The 17955-nt window shown below is 70.4% G+C and carries 15 protein-coding genes and 1 pseudogene; 12 read left to right on the top strand and 4 right to left on the bottom strand.

Features of this window, described 5'->3' with window-relative positions:
* Positions 1-59 precede the first annotated feature (59 nt).
* On the top strand, positions 60-2060 hold the full coding sequence (thrS, locus tag AB0M35_RS13350) for a threonine--tRNA ligase (protein ID WP_363744892.1): 2001 nt from the start codon (positions 60-62) through the stop codon (positions 2058-2060).
* 52 nt (positions 2061-2112) lie between these two features.
* Here the strand turns inward: thrS and AB0M35_RS13355 are convergent, their stop codons facing one another.
* Positions 2113-2862: a D-Ala-D-Ala carboxypeptidase family metallohydrolase gene (locus tag AB0M35_RS13355; RefSeq protein WP_363744893.1), complete on the bottom strand. Its 750-nt coding sequence runs from the start codon at positions 2860-2862 to the stop codon at positions 2113-2115.
* Between the two features lie 213 nt (positions 2863-3075).
* On the opposite strand from AB0M35_RS13355, the gene AB0M35_RS13360 reads away from it, so the two are divergent.
* Entirely contained in the window at positions 3076-3588 is a 513-nt protein-coding gene (locus AB0M35_RS13360) for an HIT domain-containing protein (protein WP_363745225.1), read from the top strand.
* Positions 3589-3868: 280 nt separating this feature from the next.
* On the opposite strand, the gene AB0M35_RS13365 is transcribed toward AB0M35_RS13360, so the two are convergent.
* Entirely contained in the window at positions 3869-4642 is a 774-nt protein-coding gene (locus tag AB0M35_RS13365) for an EcsC family protein (RefSeq protein ID WP_363744895.1), read from the bottom strand.
* 200 nt (positions 4643-4842) lie between these two features.
* Here AB0M35_RS13365 and AB0M35_RS13370 point away from each other — a divergent pair, with 200 nt between their 5' ends.
* The gene (locus tag AB0M35_RS13370; protein ID WP_363744897.1) at positions 4843-5943 is read left to right on the top strand and encodes an aldo/keto reductase; all 1101 of its coding nucleotides are present in this window, start codon (positions 4843-4845) and stop codon (positions 5941-5943) included.
* A 31-nt stretch (positions 5944-5974) separates the two neighbouring features.
* Here the strand turns inward: AB0M35_RS13370 and AB0M35_RS13375 are convergent, their stop codons facing one another.
* Positions 5975-8125 (bottom strand): elongation factor G-like protein EF-G2, encoded by a 2151-nt coding sequence (locus AB0M35_RS13375; RefSeq protein WP_363744899.1) that lies wholly within the window; start codon positions 8123-8125, stop codon positions 5975-5977.
* A 243-nt stretch (positions 8126-8368) separates the two neighbouring features.
* On the opposite strand from AB0M35_RS13375, the gene pgsA reads away from it, so the two are divergent.
* The 6 genes from pgsA to pdxT all read left to right on the top strand — a co-directional run bounded on the left by pgsA (position 8369) and on the right by pdxT (position 13362).
* A complete protein-coding gene (gene pgsA, locus AB0M35_RS13380; RefSeq protein WP_363744901.1) occupies positions 8369-9001 on the top strand; it encodes a phosphatidylinositol phosphate synthase in 633 nt (210 codons plus the stop codon).
* A gap of 28 nt (positions 9002-9029) precedes the next feature.
* A complete protein-coding gene (locus AB0M35_RS13385) occupies positions 9030-9908 on the top strand; it encodes a phosphatidylinositol mannoside acyltransferase (protein WP_363744903.1) in 879 nt (292 codons plus the stop codon).
* 13 nt (positions 9909-9921) lie between these two features.
* The gene (locus AB0M35_RS13390) at positions 9922-11082 is read left to right on the top strand and encodes a glycosyltransferase family 4 protein (RefSeq protein WP_363744905.1); all 1161 of its coding nucleotides are present in this window, start codon (positions 9922-9924) and stop codon (positions 11080-11082) included.
* A gap of 26 nt (positions 11083-11108) precedes the next feature.
* Positions 11109-11615, top strand: a complete 507-nt coding sequence (locus tag AB0M35_RS13395) for a hypothetical protein (protein WP_363744907.1) — start codon at positions 11109-11111, stop codon at positions 11613-11615.
* A 134-nt stretch (positions 11616-11749) separates the two neighbouring features.
* The gene (pdxS, locus tag AB0M35_RS13400; RefSeq protein WP_363744909.1) at positions 11750-12670 is read left to right on the top strand and encodes a pyridoxal 5'-phosphate synthase lyase subunit PdxS; all 921 of its coding nucleotides are present in this window, start codon (positions 11750-11752) and stop codon (positions 12668-12670) included.
* A 74-nt stretch (positions 12671-12744) separates the two neighbouring features.
* Positions 12745-13362, top strand: a complete 618-nt coding sequence (pdxT, locus tag AB0M35_RS13405; protein WP_363744911.1) for a pyridoxal 5'-phosphate synthase glutaminase subunit PdxT — start codon at positions 12745-12747, stop codon at positions 13360-13362.
* Positions 13363-13415: 53 nt separating this feature from the next.
* Here pdxT and AB0M35_RS13410 read toward each other — a convergent pair whose 3' ends face one another.
* Positions 13416-14813 carry a hypothetical protein gene (locus AB0M35_RS13410; protein ID WP_363744913.1) on the bottom strand — a complete coding sequence of 466 codons (1398 nt, stop codon included), beginning with the start codon at positions 14811-14813 and terminating at the stop codon, positions 13416-13418.
* A gap of 350 nt (positions 14814-15163) precedes the next feature.
* Here AB0M35_RS13410 and AB0M35_RS13415 point away from each other — a divergent pair, with 350 nt between their 5' ends.
* The 3 genes and pseudogenes from AB0M35_RS13415 (at position 15164) to AB0M35_RS13425 (ending at position 17953) form a co-directional block, all read left to right on the top strand.
* Positions 15164-15913: a YebC/PmpR family DNA-binding transcriptional regulator gene (locus tag AB0M35_RS13415; RefSeq protein ID WP_363744915.1), complete on the top strand. Its 750-nt coding sequence runs from the start codon at positions 15164-15166 to the stop codon at positions 15911-15913.
* Between the two features lie 157 nt (positions 15914-16070).
* Positions 16071-16689, top strand: a pseudogene (locus tag AB0M35_RS13420) (helix-turn-helix domain-containing protein).
* Positions 16682-17953 (top strand): MFS transporter, encoded by a 1272-nt coding sequence (locus AB0M35_RS13425; protein ID WP_363744917.1) that lies wholly within the window; start codon positions 16682-16684, stop codon positions 17951-17953. The pseudogene AB0M35_RS13420 and the gene AB0M35_RS13425 overlap by 8 nt, the downstream one beginning before the upstream one ends.
* Positions 17954-17955: the final 2 nt, after the last annotated feature.

Below are 17955 nucleotides of genomic sequence, written 5' to 3' on the forward strand. Positions count from 1 at the left end.
TAGCATCGCAGTGAGCCGACATCGGCACCTACCGTCACATCTGCTGCGAGGAGTCTCCCGTGTCCGCACCCCGTACCCCCGCCGTGGCCGACCCCGTCGTCGTTGCCGCCGGGACGACGGCGGCCGACGCGGTGGCCGCGGCCGAACTGCCCACCAGCGGGCCGAAGGCGATCGTGGTGGTCCGCGACCCGCAGGGCGTGCTGCGTGACCTGGACTGGCGTCCGTCCGAGGACACCGTCGTCGAGCCGGTCGCCCTCGACTCCCCGGACGGGCTCAACGTGCTGCGGCACTCGACCGCGCACGTGCTCGCCCAGGCGGTGCAGGACGTCTTCCCCGAGGCGAAGCTCGGCATCGGCCCGCCGATCGACAACGGCTTCTACTACGACTTCGCCGTCGACAAGCCGTTCCAGCCCGACGACCTCGCCAAGCTCGAGAAGCGGATGCAGGAGATCGTCAAGTCCGGCCAGCGGTTCCGGCGGCGGCGCTTCGCCAGCCTCGACGAGGCCAAGGCCGAGCTGGCCGCCGAGCCGTTCAAGCTGGAACTCATCGACGTCAAGGGCGAAGGGCTGGACTCCTCCGAGGTGATGGAGGTCGGCGGGGGCGAGCTGACCATCTACGACAACCTGGCCGCCGACTCCGACAAGGTCTGCTGGTCGGACCTGTGCCGGGGCCCGCACCTGCCCAACACCCGGCTGATCGGCGCGTTCAAGCTGATGCGCTCGGCCGCCGCGTACTGGCGGGGCAGTGAGAAGAACCCGCAGTTGCAGCGGGTGTACGGCACCGCCTGGCCGACCCGCGACGCGCTCAAGGCGTACCTGAAGCTGCTGGAGGAGGCGGCTCGGCGCGACCACCGCAAGCTCGGCGCGGACCTCGACCTGTTCAGCTTCCCCGACGAGCTCGGCTCCGGCCTGGCGGTCTTTCACCCCAAGGGCGGCATCATCCGCCGGGAGATGGAGAACTACTCGCGGCTCAAGCACGAGCAGGCCGGGTACGAGTTCGTCAACACCCCGCACATCACCAAGGGACACCTGTACGAGGTCTCCGGGCACCTCGACTGGTACGCCGACGGCATGTTCCCCCCCATGGAGATGGAGGGGGTCAGTTACTACCTCAAGCCGATGAACTGCCCGATGCACGACCTGATCTTCCGCTCCCGTGGTCGCTCCTACCGGGAGCTGCCGCTGCGGATGTTCGAGTTCGGCACGGTCTACCGGTACGAGAAGTCCGGTGTGGTGCACGGCCTGACCCGGGTGCGCGGCATGACCCAGGACGATGCGCACATCTTCTGCACCGAGGAGCAGATGGCCGGCGAGCTGAAGTCGCTGCTGGCCTTCGTGCTCGAACTGCTGCGCGACTACGGCCTGGACGACTTCTACCTGGAGCTGTCCACCCGTAACCCGGAGAAGTCGGTCGGCACCGACGAGAACTGGGAGCGGGCCACCGAGGCACTGCGCTCAGCCGCCGAGGAGTCCGGGCTGGACCTGGTGCCGGACCCGGGCGGCGCGGCCTTCTACGGGCCGAAGATCTCCGTGCAGGTCAAGGACGCCATCGGCCGAACCTGGCAGATGTCCACCATCCAGGTCGACTTCAACCTGCCGGAGCGCTTCGGCCTGGAATACCAGGCCGCCGACGGCACCCGGCAGCGGCCGGTGATGATCCACCGGGCGCTGTTCGGTTCGATCGAGCGGTTCTTCGGGGTGCTCACCGAGCACTACGCGGGCGCGTTCCCGGCCTGGCTGGCCCCGGTGCAGGTGGTCGGCATCCCGATCCGCGACGACCACGCGGACTACCTGCACGGCTTCGTCGCCGCGCTGCGCGCCGAGGGCATCCGGGCCCAGGTCGACTCAGGTGACGATCGGATGCAGAAGAAGATCCGTACCGCCCAGCAGCAGAAGATCCCGTTCATGGTGATCGCCGGGGACGACGACGTGGCCGCCGGCACCGTCTCGTTCCGCTACCGGGACGGCTCGCAGCGCAACGGCGTACCGCTGGCCGAGGCGGTCACCCACGTGCTCGACGTGGTCAAGTCCCGCACCAACACCGGCCCGTCCGCCGCCTGACCCGCCGCGACGGCAGCCCTGCGTTCGGCGGGGCTGCCGTCGCGTGGGTGCGTCAGATCCCGCAGCTCGGTGCCGACCAGGAACGGCTGGGCGTGTTGCCCAGGTGGGTGTGGTCGTTGTGTCCGGGATATCCCGGGCCGAGGATGTTGGTGAACCCGTGGTTGCGGGCCCGCTGGGCGAGCGCGCAGAAGGAGTGCGACCCGACCAGGTCGATTCCGTCGCCGTAGAGGTGCCGGCTGTTGCTGGCGCCGCCGACCGCGCTGTTGCAGGAGTAGCTGCGGAATCCGCTGCTCAAATAGAGCGGGGCGTTGCCCATGGCCCGGCGCATCGCCTGGAGCTTCCACATCGAGACCAGGGCGTTGAACCGGGCGGTGCTCGCCGAGACCGCGCCGCCGGACCAGTCGCTGTTGCACCGGTTCCACTCGGCGTAGCTGAAGCTGACCGGGGTGCAGTCCGGGTCCTGCAACGCGTAGATCTGGTTGAACGTCTGCGGGCCGGCCACCCCGTCGGCGGCCAGGCCGTAGGCCTGCTGGAAGCGGATCACCGCTGACCGGGTGGCGGGGCCGTACGCCCCGTCGAGGGTGAGCACCGCGCCGTAGCCGGGGTAGCCGGAGACGCGGATCTGCAACTGGCGTACGTCCTCGCCGGTCATCCCGGAGGAGAGGGCTCGACCCCAGGTGTAGCAGGCGTCGGCCTGCGCGGGGGTGCCGGTGGCGGTCACCGTCGCCAGGCTCGCCAGCGCGGCCAGTACGCAGGCGGTGAGGGCACTGACCAGACGTCGCCGGACGGTACGTCGTTCCACAGCCACTCCAATCGACGATCTTCGAATTGCGAGGAGTGAAAGTTTCATCGACATAGATGTAATAGTCAAGAAATCCTTGTCGCATTCTGCAAGTGGGCGTCACCCGGTGGCCGCGGTCGCCGGACGTCTGCGGTACGGGGTGGCGGACTGGCTCCGTGCGGTACGTAGGATCGCCGTGTGACTGGGGCGGACGAGCAGCACATCGACAGGGACATGGCAGACGGGCTGGACCGGCTCTGGACCCCCCACCGGATGACGTACATCTCCGGCGAGGACCGGCCCGAGGGTGGCTACGAGAAGCCGTCCGGGTGCCCGTTCTGCCTTGCCCCGGGCCGGCCCCACGACGAGAGCCTGGTGGTCGCCCGGGGCGAGCACGTGTTCGTGGTGCTCAACCTGTATCCGTACAATCCGGGCCACCTGCTGGTCTGCCCGTACCGGCACGTGGCCGACTACACCGACCTGGACGGGCCGGAGACGGTCGAGCTGGCCTCGTTCACCCAGACCGCCATGCGGGTGATCCGTAAGGTCAGCAACGCGCACGGTTTCAACCTCGGGATGAACCAGGGTGGGGTGGCCGGCGCCGGCATCGCCGCTCACCTGCACCAGCACGTGGTGCCACGGTGGGGCGGGGACGCCAACTTCATGCCGGTGATCGGCCGTACCAAGGTCCTGCCGCAACTGCTCGGCGACACCCGCGACCTGCTCGTCCGCGCCTGGCCCAGCTGACCCGACCACCACCTGTCGTCCCGCACAGGCGGGTTCAGGTGAGCTGCTCCAGCGGGCCGGTGCGCGGGTCGGTGAGGGCCCGGAAGTGCGCGACGAGCCGCCCGCGGCGGACCGATGCTCACCTTCGACGCCTCCGCCTGGGCCGGTTTCCTGACCGGGCTCAAGGCCGACTCAGCGGGCTAGCCCGGCCGTCCTGGACCCGCCACCCTCTCCGGTTCCGGCGGTCAGCACGGCAGCCGTCGCTGGTCGGACTGCCCTCCCCCGGAGGACCGGGGTGGCGTCAGATGGATGCCGGGAAGTTCGCCTTGGCTGCCTTACCGACCAGAGCGGTCAGGGTGGCATCCACCCCGGCACCGACGAGGCCACCGGCGATCGGGATGCCCTTGGCCAAGGTGATCACGGACCGCTGCGTCCCGTACTTGGTGAGAAGCGCGAAGCCGACTCGCGCGTTGATCTGTCGGATGGCAGTGACCGGGATCGCCTTAATCATTTGCGCGGTCAGCTTCGTTCCGATCTTGACCCCGACCCCGTGGAGGCTGCTCGCCAGCGTCCCGCCTGCCGTGGTGAGCATGATGATGGTCTGGACGTGCGGGTCCGAGATGTCGTAGCCCCGCAGGTGCGCGATCGACCCGACGAGTCGAGCGTTGATCACCAGTGACCCGGCGATGTTCGCGGGGATCGTGACGGGCATGGCCACGAAACCGCCCAGGCCAGTGACGAACCCGTTCGTCGAAGACGCTGCCACCGACTCCATGATCAGTCGATCGATCACCCGCTCGACTGCTGCTTCCCGCGCCTTACCGTCCAGGGCTTGGCCGTCGGAGTCGATGATCGAGCCCTCTGTGGCCGGGAGGGCCTTGCTGAGCCGGTCCTGCGCGTAGGTGACCGATCCGGTGATCGGGCCGACCCCATCTCGGACGACCTTGACGGTCATGTCCTGGAAGAAGCGAACCATGGCATTGGACTTGTCCTCACCACGTTCGCCCGGGTCGCCTTCGTTTGCTTCCATGATTCTCCGTTTCACTAGCTGGAAGAGTGCGTCGGGCGGGGCCAAGCAAGCCATCGAATAGTCAGCATCGAGCGATCCGCAGCAACGGATGCGTGCCTGGGCGAGTAAAGGTGCAGAGTAGGCGACCGTCCATGGAAGATCTACATAAGACGGATGTCCGACGCCGGCCACTCACCGTGGTCGCACGGGGTGCTTTCCACGGAGGATTGATCCGCGAGGCCCGGTCCCTCGTACGGATGATCGTGATGAATATCTGCCCAGCACCGCCCTCCGGATGGCACGATGCGCCGGTGGCGGAGTCGAGACGGACGCTGGGTCGCAGCGGCATCGGGGTCAGCGCCCTGGGCATGGGCTGCTGGGCGATAGCCGGTCCCTGGGCGGAGGGGCGTACCCCCCTGGGCTGGGGGGCGGTCGACGACGCCGAATCGGTACGGGCGATCCGCCGGGCCCTGGACCTGAGGGTGACCCTCTTCGACACCGCGGACACCTACGGTGCCGGGCACGGCGAGCGCCTCCTCGGGCGGGCCCTGGCCCGGCGGCGGGACGCAGCCGTCATCGCCACCAAGTGGGGCTACACCTTCGACGAGCAGACCCGGCAGGCCACCGGTACGGACGCCTCACCGGCCTACCTGCACCGGGCCGTCCGGGCCTCGCTGCGGCGGCTGGGCACCGACCGGATCGACCTCTACCAACTGCACCTGGCCGACCTGCCGGTGGCCCGGGCCCAGGCCCTGATCGGCACCCTGGAGGAGTTGGTCACCGACGGCCTGATCCGGGCGTACGGCTGGAGCACCGACCGCACCGACCGGGCCGCCGCCTTCGGTGACGCCCCGCACGCTGCCGCCGTGCAGCACGGCCTGTCGGTGCTGCGCGACGCCCCGGAACTGCTCGACCTGTGCGAGAAGTACGACCTGGCCAGCGTCAACCGGGGGCCGCTGGGCATGGGGCTGCTGACCGGCAAGTACCACCCCGCCTCGACCCTGCCCCACGACGACATCCGGGGCATGACCTCAGGCTGGTTGGAGTGGTTCCGGGGTGGCCGTCCCGCCCCGGAGTGGCTGCGCCGGGTGGAGGCCGTCCGGGAGGCGTTGACGGCCGACGGCCGTACCCTGGCCCAGGGGGCGCTGGGTTGGATCTGGGCCCGCAGCGACCGGACCATCCCGATCCCGGGCTGCCGCACGGTGGCCCAGGTGGAGGAGAACGCCGCCGCGCTGACCCTGGGCCCGCTGGCCCCGGACCACTTCGCCGAGGTCGAACACCGACTGGCCGCCCTGCGCGCCGCCGCCCTGCGGGCGGCCGACCGCCCCTACTGGCCCAGCCCCATGCTCCCCACCGCCCGCCCCTGACCGCGCCGGCCGTCGGGGTGGGCGGCGGGCCTCAGGCGTGCTCCTTGCGGATCTGGTCGGCCAGGTGCTCCGGCATGGCGTCGTAGCGGACGAAGTGGCGGCGGAAGGTGCCGGCCCCGGCGGTCAGCGCACGTAGTTCGACGGCGTAGCGCAGCAACTCCGTGGCGGGCACCTCGGCCCGCACCAGGGTGCGTCCCTCCGACTCCGGGTCCGGCTCCGTGCCGAGCACCCGGGCACGCCGGCCGGACAGGTCACCCAGCACCGTGCCCACGCTGCCGTCAGGCACCCGTACGGTCACCTCGTCGACCGGTTCCAGCAACGCCGGCCGTCCCTTGGTCGCGGCGTCGCGTAGGGCCAGCGCCCCGGCGGTCTGGAACGCCGCATCGGAGGAGTCGACGCTGTGCGCCTTGCCGTCGACCAGCGTCACCCGCAGGTCCACCACCGGGTACCCGGCGAGCAGGCCGCGTTCCAGCTGGGCGCGTACCCCCTTCTCCACCGACGGGATGTAGTTGTGGGGGACCGCCCCGCCGACCACCCGGTCGACGAACTCGAAGCCGGCGCCGCGCGGCAACGGCTCCACCTCGATGTCGCAGACCGCATACTGGCCGTGCCCGCCGGACTGCTTGACGTGCCGGCCGTGTCCGGCGGCCGGCGCCGTCAACGTCTCCCGCAGCGCCACCTTGACCGGCTCGGTGTCCAGCTCGACCCCGCCGGCGCGCAGCCGGTCGAGGATCACGTCGGCGTGCGCCTCGCCCATGCACCACAGCACCAGCTGATGGGTCTGCGGGTTGCGCTCCAGCCGCATCGTCGGGTCACCGGCCACCAGGCGGGCCAGATTGCGGGCCAGGGCGTCCTCGTCGGACCGGGACCGGGCCACGATCGCCACCGGCAGCAGCGGCTCCGGCATCTCCCACGGGGCGATCAGCAGCGGATCCTCCTTGGCGGAGATGGTGTCGCCGGTTTCCGCGCTGCCGGACTTGGTGATCGCACAGATGTCACCCGCCACCGCGACACCGACCTCGCGCAGGGTGGCGCCCAGCGGGCTGTACAGGTGCGCGATCCGCTCGTCGGCGTCGTGATCGGGGTGACCGCGTTCGGCCAGCCCGTGCCCGGCGATGTGCACCGTCTGGTCAGGGCGCAGCGTGCCGGAGAAGACCCGGACCACGCAGACCCGACCGACGTGCCGGTCGATCGTGGTCTTGACCACCTCGGCGACCAGCGGACCGTCCGGATCGCAGGTCAGCGGCGGGCGGGGCGAGCCGTCCACCCCGGTGACCGCCGGAAGCGCGTGCTCCGGCGGCGACGGGAAGCCGGCGGTGAGCACCTCCAGCAGCGCGTCCACCCCGACCCCGGTCGCCGCGCAGACCGGCACCACCGGATAGAAGTGCCCCCGGGCCACGGCCTTCTCCAGGTCCTCGACCAGCAGGTCGGCGTCGATCTCCTCGCCGCCGAGGTAGCGGTCCATCAGGGTCTCGTCCTCGCTCTCGGCGATGATCCCCTCGATGAGTTCGTTGCGGGACTCCGCGATGGCCGGCAGGTGCTCCGGGTCGGGCTCGCGTACCTGCGCCGGCAGGCCGTCGGTGTAGTCGAAGACCCGCCGGGTGATCAGCCCGAGCAGGCCGGCGGTGGAAACCCCGTCGTCGCCGAGCATCGGCAGGTAGAGCGGCAGCACATTGTCGCCGAAGACCCGCTGGCACAGCGCCACCGCCTCGTCGAAGTCGGCACGTGGGTGATCCAGTCGGGCGACGGCGACCGCGCGGGGCATGTCGACGGCGGCGCACTCCTCCCACAGCGCGGCGGTGGCGGCGTCCATCCCGTCCACGGCGGAGACCACGAACAGTGCGGCGTCGGCGGCCCGCAGGCCGGCCCGCAACTCGCCGACGAAGTCGGCGTAGCCGGGCGTGTCCAGCAGGTTGACCTTGATGCCGTCGTGCACCAGCGGCGCGCAGGCCAACGAGACCGAGCGCTGTTGGCGTACGGCCGCCGGGTCGTGGTCGCAGACGGTGTTGCCGTCGGTGACGGAGCCGGCGCGGGCGATCGTGCCGGTCGCCGCGAGCAGCGCCTCGACCAGCGTCGTCTTGCCCGCGCCGGAATGTCCGACGAGCACCACGTTGCGGATCTTCGTCGGATCGGTCACCACCGGTACCCCGGTGGCTTGCTTGTCCTGACTCCTCTGCGCCATCGGGCGCACCTCCCTCAGCCGGTGGTGGTGACGACCGCCGCGCGCGACGGGGATGCGGCCCGGACGGGGCACCGCGGCGATATCCTCCGGTGGCCCGCCCCGAACCGGGCAGTCAACGGGCGGTCGGGTGAGATGGGTCACCCTCCCGACCCGATCCCACACCCGATGGCCGACCGGCACAACCCTGCCTGCTCGGACCGGCGTTGTCGCCGAGGCTGGGCCGACCGTTATCGTGGGACCGCCATGGCGAAGATCTTCCAAGTGTCGGTCCGCGCGGGGATGACCCGCGTCGTCGAACCGATTGCCCGCAGCCTGCTGCGCGCGGGCGTGTCCCCCAACGCGGTCACCGTCGCGGGCACCCTCGGGGTGCTCGTCGGCGCACTCGGCTTCGGCGCCCGCGGCGACCTGGTCGCCGGTGCGCTGATCGTGACGGTCTTCGCGCTCACCGACCTGCTCGACGGGACGATGGCCCGGATGAGCGGCGGGTCGACCCGATTCGGTGCATTCCTCGACTCCAGCATGGATCGGGTCGCCGACAGCGCGGTGTTCGGCGCGGTCGCGTTCTACCTGGCCGGTCAGGGCGACCGCGCGGGCGTGGCCGCCGCGCTGATCTGTCTGGCCGCCGGTGGGCTCGTCTCGTATGTCAAGGCCCGCGCCGAAGGGCTCGGCATGAGCGGCAACGTGGGCATTGCCGAGCGTACCGAGCGGTTGCTGATCGTCGGTGTTGGTGGCCTGCTCACCGGCCTGGGCGTCGAGCCGGCGCTGCCGATCGCGCTGTGGCTGCTCGCCGCGGTGTCGCTGTTCACCGTGGGACAGCGGATGCGGTACGTGTACCGGCAGGCCCAGCAGGTCGACGTGCCGGGTGGCCGCGGGTGAGCGGCACAGCCCGGCGACGGGGGCGCCGGTGAACCTCACCGAACTCGGCTACGTCGCCGGCTGGCGGCTGGTCCGCGCACTGCCCCGCCCGGTCGCCGCGGCGGCGTTCACCGCCGGCGCCGACCGGGCCCACCGTCATCGGGGCGCCGGGGCCACCCGGCTGCGTGCCAACCTGCGCCGGGTGGTCGGCCCCGACCTGCCCGAGGCCGAGCTGGACGACCTGGTCCGCGCCGGTCTGCGCTCGTACGCCCGCTATTGGTTGGAGGCGTTCCGGCTGCCGTCGTTGAGCCGGGAGCAGGTGCTCGCCAATTTCCGGCTGGACGGCACCGAGCTGCTCGCCGCCGACGTGGCAGCCGGGCGGGGCGCGGTGGTGGCGCTGCCGCACGCCGGCAACTGGGACCTGGCCGGTGCCTGGGTGGTCGCCAACGGCTGGCCCCTGTCCACCGTTGCCGAGCGGCTCAAGCCGGAGGCCGTCTACGAGCGGTTCGTGGCCTTCCGGGAGGGCCTGGGCATGGAGATCCTGCCCACCAGCGGTGGCCGGCGACCACCGCTGGACGTGCTGACCGAGCGGCTCGCCGCCGGGGCGGTGGTGCCGCTGCTCGCCGACCGGGACCTGTCCGCCCGGGGCGTGGAGGTGGACTTCTTCGCCGGCCGGACCCGGATGCCGGCCGGTCCGGCCCTGCTGGCGTTGCGTACCGGTGCGCCGCTCTACGTGGCCTCGATGTGGTACGAACCGGATGCGGCGTGCGCCTCGCTCGAGGGGCCGCTGCCACTACCGGGCCCGGAAGAAGGCACGCTGGACAGGCGCGTCCGGTCGCTGACCCAGCTGATCGCCGACAGTCTCGCGGCGGGCATCGCCCGGCATCCGCAAGACTGGCATATGTTGCAGCGGATGTGGCTGGACTGAGGGGACGGGCGCAATGCGGATCGGCATCGTCTGTCCGTACTCCTTCGACGTGCCGGGCGGGGTGCAGAACCACGTCATGGACCTCGCCGAGGCACTGATCGGGCTTGGGCACGAGGTGAGCGTCCTCGCCCCCGCGGACGAGGACTCCCCCCTGCCGTCGTACGTGGTGTCGGCCGGTCGGTCGGTGCCGCTGCCGTACAACGGCTCGGTGGCCCGGATCGCGTTCGGCCCGGTCTCCACCGCCCGGGTACGCCGGTGGATCACCCGCGGCGACTTCGACGTGCTGCACGTGCACGAGCCGCTGACGCTGAGCGTGTCCATGCTCGCCGTGCTCTCCGCCCGAGGGCCGGTGGTAGCGACCTTCCACACCGCGATGACCCGTTCCCGGGTACTCTCCGCAGCTCAGGGGGCTCTCCAGATCGTGCTGGAGCGGATCACCGCCCGGATCGCGGTGAGCGCGCTGGCCCGCAAGGTGCAGGTCGAGCACCTCGACGGCGGTGCGGTGGAGATCCCCAACGGGGTGGCGGTGGCCAAGTTCGCCGGCATCGAGCCGCTGCCCGGCTGGCCGGGGGAGTGCTCGGCGGGTACCGGCGGCACGCTCGGCTTCCTGGGCCGGTTCACCGAGCCGCGCAAGGGCTTCCCGATCCTGCGTGACGCCTTCGTCGAGCTGGCCGCGCGGCGTCCCGGGCTGCGTCTGCTGGTCGCCGGCCCCGGTGACCCGGACGACCTCTTCGACCGCTTTCCACCCGAGCTTCGCGATCGGGTGACCTTCCTCGGCCTGGTGCCCGAGGCGGAGAAGGCCCGGATGCTGCGCAGCGTGCACCTCTACGTGGCGCCGAACACCGGGGGTGAGTCGTTCGGCATGATCCTCACCGAGGCGCTGGCCGCCGGCACCACGGTGGTCGCCAGCGATCTGGACGCCTTCCGGCGGGTGCTGGACAACGGCCGGGCCGGACGGCTGTTTCCCACCGGCGACGCCGGGGCGCTGGGGGAGACCCTCGCCGAACTGCTCGATGATCCGGCGGCCCGGGCGGAACTGACCGCCTGCGGTGACCAGGTGGTGGCGAATTTCGACTGGCCCGTGGTTGCCCGCCGCGTTCTGGAGGTATACGCAGCAGCGATCGAGGCGACCGACGGGCGGGTGATCGACCAGGAGTGGGTGGGGTTGGACTGACCGGGAGGAACGGGAGCAGCACTACGATGCCGGGCATGTGGTGGGTGGTGGGCGCGACGCTGGTCGTCGCCCTGGTGGCGGCGTACCTGATCTGGACCGCCGGCCGGGTCGAGCGGCTGCAGTCCCGCGCGCAGCTCGCGGCCCGCGCCCTCGATGCTCACCTGCTGCGCCGAGCCGCCGCTGCGGCAGTGCTGGCCGAACGCCGCTACGGCGTGGAGCTGTACGCGGCGGCGCGGATCGCGCTCGACGCGGAGCCGGAGGAGCGGGAGGCCGCCGAGAACGACCTGACCCGGCAGCTGCGGGCGGTCCAGCTCGACCCCACCGACCCGGACTGCGAGGCGGTCATCGCGGCCAGCCGGCGACTCGCCCTGGCCCGGCAGGTGCACACCGATCTGGTCCGCGACGCCCGTACGGCGCGCAGTCGACGCCTGGTCCGCCTGTTCCGGATGGGACGCGCGCACACCTGGCCGCGCTACTTCGACATCGACGACCCGACCCTCACGGTGCCCGCCGCCGACGTCTCCACCCGGTGACCCGGGCCGGGCCGCGCCCGAGGTGACGGCGGCCACATGCCAGGCCACCACGGGTCTGATTGGCTGTCGGAACGGTGTCGCGCCGGTCGTAGCATTTCGCTGCCCCGCCCGTGCGCCTCAAGGAGCGACGACCCGTGTCCGAGACGATTTCCCCGAACACCGACGGCAACACCCCGGTCGTCGGCACCGCCCGCGTGAAGCGGGGCATGGCCGAGATGCTCAAGGGCGGCGTGATCATGGACGTGGTCACCCCCGAGCAAGCCAAGATCGCTGAGGACGCCGGCGCGGTCGCGGTGATGGCGCTGGAGCGGGTACCCGCCGACATCCGTGCCCAGGGCGGGGTCTCCCGGATGAGCGATCCGGACATGATCGACGGGATCATCAACGCCGTCTCCATCCCGGTGATGGCCAAGGCCCGCATCGGCCACTTCGTCGAGGCGCAGATCCTTCAGGCGCTCGGCGTCGACTACGTCGACGAGTCGGAGGTGCTCACCCCGGCCGACTACGCCAACCACATCGACAAGTGGGCCTTCACCGTCCCGTTCGTCTGCGGGGCGACCAACCTGGGCGAGGCGCTGCGCCGGATCACCGAGGGCGCCGCGATGATCCGTTCGAAGGGTGAGGCCGGCACCGGGGACGTCTCCAACGCCACCACGCACATGCGCAAGATCCGTCAGGAGATCCGCCGGCTGTCCTCGCTGCCCACCGACGAGCTGTTCGTCGCGGCGAAGGAGTTGCAGGCGCCGTACGAGCTGGTCAAGGAGGTGGCCACCACCGGCAAGCTGCCGGTGGTGCTGTTCACCGCCGGTGGCATCGCCACCCCGGCGGACGCGGCGATGATGATGCAGCTCGGCGCCGAAGGTGTCTTCGTCGGCTCCGGCATCTTCAAGTCCGGCAACCCGGCCCAGCGGGCCGCCGCGATCGTCAAGGCGACCACCTTCCACGACGACCCGGACGTGCTGGCCAAGGTCTCCCGTGGCCTGGGCGAGGCGATGGTCGGCATCAACGTCGACGACATCCCCGTCCCGCACCGCCTGGCCGACCGCGGCTGGTGACGTGCAATGAAGGGCCCCTGTCAACGCCTCCGGTAGAGCAGGGGCCCCTTCTTGACACCTCGGAAGGAGCCCACGTGCCCGCACCCGTGATCGGCGTGCTCGCCCTCCAGGGCGACGTCCGCGAACATCTCACCGCCCTGACCGCTGTGGGCGCGTACGCCTGCCCGGTACGCCGAACCTCGGAACTGGACGCCGTCGACGGCCTGGTCATCCCCGGTGGGGAGTCGACCACGATCAGCAAACTGGTCGACATCTTCGAGCTGCGGGATCCGATCGACAAGCGGATCGCCGCCGGCCTGCCGGTCTACGGCTCCTGCGCCGGCATGATCATGCTGGCTGCGGAGGTCCTCGACGGCCGGCCCGACCAGCGTGGTTTCGACGGCATCGCGATGACCGTCCGGCGTAACGCCTTCGGTCGGCAGGTCGACTCGTTCGAGGCGCCCGTGGAGATCACCGGCATCGACGGGGGCCCGCTGCACGCGGTCTTCATCCGGGCACCCTGGGTGGAGCGGGTCGGTGCTGAGGTCGAGGTGCTCGGTACCGTCGCCGACGCCACGCCGTCCGCTGCGACCGACACCCGGATCGTGGCGGTGCGGCAAGGCAACCTGCTCGCCACGTCGTTCCATCCGGAACTCACCGGCGACCTGCGGCTGCACCGCTACTTCGTACGCATGGTCGCTGCCGTGAGCTGAACTGGTCCGATCGCTGCGGCTGCCCGCCCGCGCCGGCTACCCGCCCGCGCCGGCTACACCCGCAGCGGCCCCGCGCCGCGACGGCCCGCTATGTCGTGGCGGGTATTGCCGTTCGCGACAACCTGCTCCGGCACGGGCGCCGACCGGCGGTGGGTAGCCGCAGTCGATGCCTGGGCGATCTCGTGGCGACCGACCGTGGGTCGGATCAGCAGCAGTGCGATGAGCAGCCACACCACGGTGGTGACCCGGTTCGAGGTCAGGGTCGGCAGCCCCAGCGATCCGGCGACCGCCACGATGACCACGCCGAGGCCGAACCGTGCGGCCGTAGGCTCAGCCCAGCTGCGCGCCCGCAGCCAGCAGACGACGAGCACCGCCATGACGGCGCCCTGTAGGAGCAGCCCGAACACGCCGAGCATCACCAGTGCTTCCACCCAGGAACTGTCGTAGGCGATGCGGATGCCGTCGATGCCGAATCCGAACCACGGGGAGTGGTGGAGCACAAGGTCGGCGGCGTCGGCGAGGGTGGAGTTCTCGCCGAAGCGGGAGGCGGTGTAGAACGACAGCAGGCTGCCACTGCGACCCTGTGGGTTGAATCGGGCGGCGAGGAGCACCCCGCCGATCGGGGTGTCCGGCGATCGGGCCTGGTAGTCGAACACGACCAACACGCCACCGAGGGCGAGCACGGAGCCGAGCCGGCTGCGCCACGATGAATCCCGCCAGGTCTGCCACAGGGCGACCGGTAGCCCGATCAGCAGGAAGATCTTCGACGCCGTGAGCAGGCCGCCGACGGTGAGAATGACGCCGACCACGGCGAGGCGCAACGAGTGGCGGCGCAGCAGGTACACCGCGGCGATCAGCCCGAGGGAGTACATGACGCCGGCTTCGGCCGGCTGGTTGAAGATCCCCGAGTGTCGTCCCATCGTGGCCGCACGTTGGGCGGTGCTGGTCTGGCCACTGCTCCACCACTGCGGTAGCAGCTCGTCCAACGGGCTCGGCCCCAGCAGTGTCAGGTAGGCGATCACCGTGTTCAGCGCCAAGAGGATGACCAGGGTCGCCGCCGCGGCGCGAACGAGTCGGGTGCGGTCGGCCGCACCGGCGACGATGAAATACCCGGCGACGAGTACGGCAATCGGTAGCAGCAGGTTGTCGAGGCCGGCCCACATCCCGACGGGCTCGTATCCGGTGCCGGCGGTGGGGTCGCCCAGGGACGCCAGCACCGCGAGCGTGACATAGGTGGCAGTGAGGGCGACGAGCAGCACGACCAGCGGCGGAATCGAGCCGACAAGGTGGGGATGGGCGAGAATCGCCAGCCCGGCGATGACGATGACAGCGATCTGCTCGGTGCGTACGCCCGGCCCGAGGTAGGGGCCGAAGGCGGCGAGGATGAGCAGGACCACCGCCAGTTCGGAGGTTCGCTGACGTGCGGTGAGCTTCTGGCGGTGGGCCGGCATGTCGCCCCTTGGTCGTCTGGTACCAAATCGAGCTTCAACAAGGTGCACCATTCATACCAACTTCTCCCTCTGTCGATCGGTGGTTTCCGACTTCTGGCCGTCTGCTGGTGCAGCGGGCGACCACGGGAGTTTTGGTCTGCTACGCGATGCGGTGGGTGGTCCGCCGGTCGGTCGGCGTGCGGCGGGTGACGGGCGCCGGTGGTACGTCGGTAGGATTGTCGAGATTCGGCAGGGCCATCTGGCCGCCACGGCTTCCACCAGAGCTGACCGGCACCACCGCGTGCGCGGGTGCGGAGCAGGGCGTGCGCGGTGCGGTCGAGGCAGACGGCGGGTAGCAACGGAGGTAACAGATGTCCGGCCACTCAAAGTGGGCGACGACCAAGCACAAGAAGGCGGTCATCGACGCCAAGCGCGGCAAGATGTTCGCCAAGCTGATCAAGAACGTCGAGGTCGCGGCGCGGACCGGCGGTGGCGACCCCGCCGGCAACCCGACCCTCTACGACGCGATCCAGAAGGCCAAGAAGAACTCGGTCCCCAACGACAACATCGACCGCGCGGTCAAGCGCGGCTCCGGCCTGGAGGCCGGCGGTGCCGACTACCAGACGATCATGTATGAGGGGTACGGCCCGAACGGCGTCGCACTGCTGATCGAGTGCCTGACCGACAACCGCAACCGCGCCGCCACCGAGGTGCGTACCGCGCTGACCCGCAACGGCGGCTCGTTCGCCGACGCCGGTTCGGTGTCGTACATGTTCTCCCGCAAGGGTGTGGTGATCGTGCCGAAGGCCGGCAGCACCGAGGACGACGTGATGATGGCCGTCCTGGATGCGGGGGCCGAGGAGGTCAACGACCTGGGCGAGGCGTTCGAGGTGGTCTCCGAGCCGGGTGACCTGATCGCGGTGCGGACCGCGTTGCAGGACGCCGGCATCGAGTACGAGTCGGCCGAGTCCTCCCTCATCCCCAGCGTCAACGTGCCGCTGGACGAGGAAGGCGCGCGCAAGGTCTTCAAGCTGATCGACGTCCTGGAGGACTGCGACGACGTGCAGAACGTCTACGCCAACTTCGATGTCAGCGACGACGTCATGGAGGCCGTCGGCTGAGCCGACCCCGACACTGACGCGACGTCAGGGCGTGTGCGCGAGCCTCGGGCTTGTGTGCACGCCCTGAGTCGTCCCGGACCCCGGTCGAAACTGATCGGCGCCTTGGATCGAGCCCCAGGTATTGCTAGAGATAGCTTTCTAAAGCATTCTCTACTGTATGACCCAGGAGTTGCCTCAGCGAGCCGTCAAAGTCACCGACCCACGCGCCCTGCGGGCGTACGCGCATCCGCTGCGGATGCGGCTGATCGGGCTGCTTCGCGGCGAAGGCCCGATGACCGCGACGCAGGCCGCCGCTCGGCTCGACGACAACGTGCCGAACTGTTCGTTCCACCTGCGGCAACTCGCCAAGTACGGCTTCGCCGAACGGGTGCCCGGGGCGGACGGTCGGGAACGGCCCTGGCGGGCCACCACGTTGTACACGTCCTGGGACGACGACTCCGACGATCCGGCCATGCGGGCCGCCACGGACCAGATCAACAGCGTGATGGTCGACATCTACCTGCAACGGGCGCAGAACTACCTGGCAATCCGTGCCGACGAGCCCGTCGAGTGGCGGATCGCGGCCGGCTTCGGCGACACGCTGCTGCACGTCACCGCCGCCGAGTTGCGCGAACTCACGGCCAAGGTCGACGCGCTGCTGGCCCGGTACGACGAACGGATCGCCGACCCGGCGAAGCGTCCGCCCGGCTCCCGTCCGGTGACGTTCGTCCAGATGGCGCTACCGCGTGCTGTCGTACCTCCACAAGGGCCGGCGAGCGGGGTCTGACCGTGACTGAACCCCTGGTATTGGCCGACCCGGCATCGCCGCGCCGGCCGCGAATCCCACGCCTGCTGCGGGAGACGGCCTTCCGCCGCTACTGGTCCGCACAGACCGTCTCGCTCTTCGGCGACCAAGTCACCATGCTCGCGGTGCCGCTGCTGGCCCTGCTCGCAGTCGGCGCCGGCCCGGCCGAGATGGGCTACCTGACCGCCGCCTCGCTGCTGCCGAACCTGTTCTTCTCCCTGCCGGCCGGTGCCTGGGTGGACAGGTACCCGCGCCGACGCCAGGTAATGATCATTGCCGACCTCGGCCGGGCGGCTCTGCTGCTGCTCGTACCGCTGCTGTGGTGGGCGGACGCCCTGAACCTGCTGCTGCTCTGCGCCGTGGCCTTTCTGATCGGGTGCCTCTCGGTCTTCTTCGAGGTGGCGCACAGCAGCCTGTTCGCCGCACTGGTCCGCCGACCGGATTACGTGGACGCAAACAGCCTGGTCAACGGCAGCAGAGCCATGTCGCACGTGGCCGGCCCGAGCGTCGGTGGCGTGCTCGTACAGGTGCTCACCGCCCCGGTCGCACTCTTCTCCGGAGTGCTGACCTATCTGGCGTCGGCGGTCTTCCTGGCCGGGACAAGGGTCACCGAGAGTGCCGCGCCGAGCGGCACCGCCCGGGGCATGACGGCGGGCATGCAGTACGTGGCCCGCTCTGCGGTACTGCGGGCGACACTGCTTGGCACCACCACGCTCAACCTGTTCAACTACATGTTCGCGGCGCTTTTCGTGCTGTACGTGACCACCGAACTGGGCATCACACCCGGCATTCTGGGCCTGGTCATCGGGGCCGGCGCCGTCGGCGGACTACTCGGCGCGGCGGTCACCGGCGCGATCAGTCGCCGGATCGGCATCGGCCCCGCCGTGCTCCTCGGCTTCGTCGCCTTCCCGGCCCCACTGGTCCTCGTACCGCTGGCCATGGGACCGGAGCCGGTGGTGCTCGCGCTGCTGTTCACCGCCGAGTTCGTCTCCGCACTGGGCGTGATGGTCCTCGACATCACGGTCGGATCAGTGCAGATCGCGGCCACGCCGGTGGCGATGCTCGCCGTGATATCCGGTTTCAGGCGCACCGTCAACCACGGCATCCGACCGATCGGCGCGCTCATCGGCGGGACGCTCGGCGCCGCGATCGGAGTACGTCCCGCGCTCTGGATCGCCAGTGTCGGTGCCCTGCTCGGGGTGCTCTGGATTGGTTTCTCCCCGCTGCGCAGCATGCGCAAGCTGCCCGAAGAGTGACA

This window comes from Micromonospora sp. NPDC051196 (genome assembly GCF_040682415.1).
In the GTDB taxonomy this organism is placed as follows: domain Bacteria; phylum Actinomycetota; class Actinomycetes; order Mycobacteriales; family Micromonosporaceae; genus Micromonospora.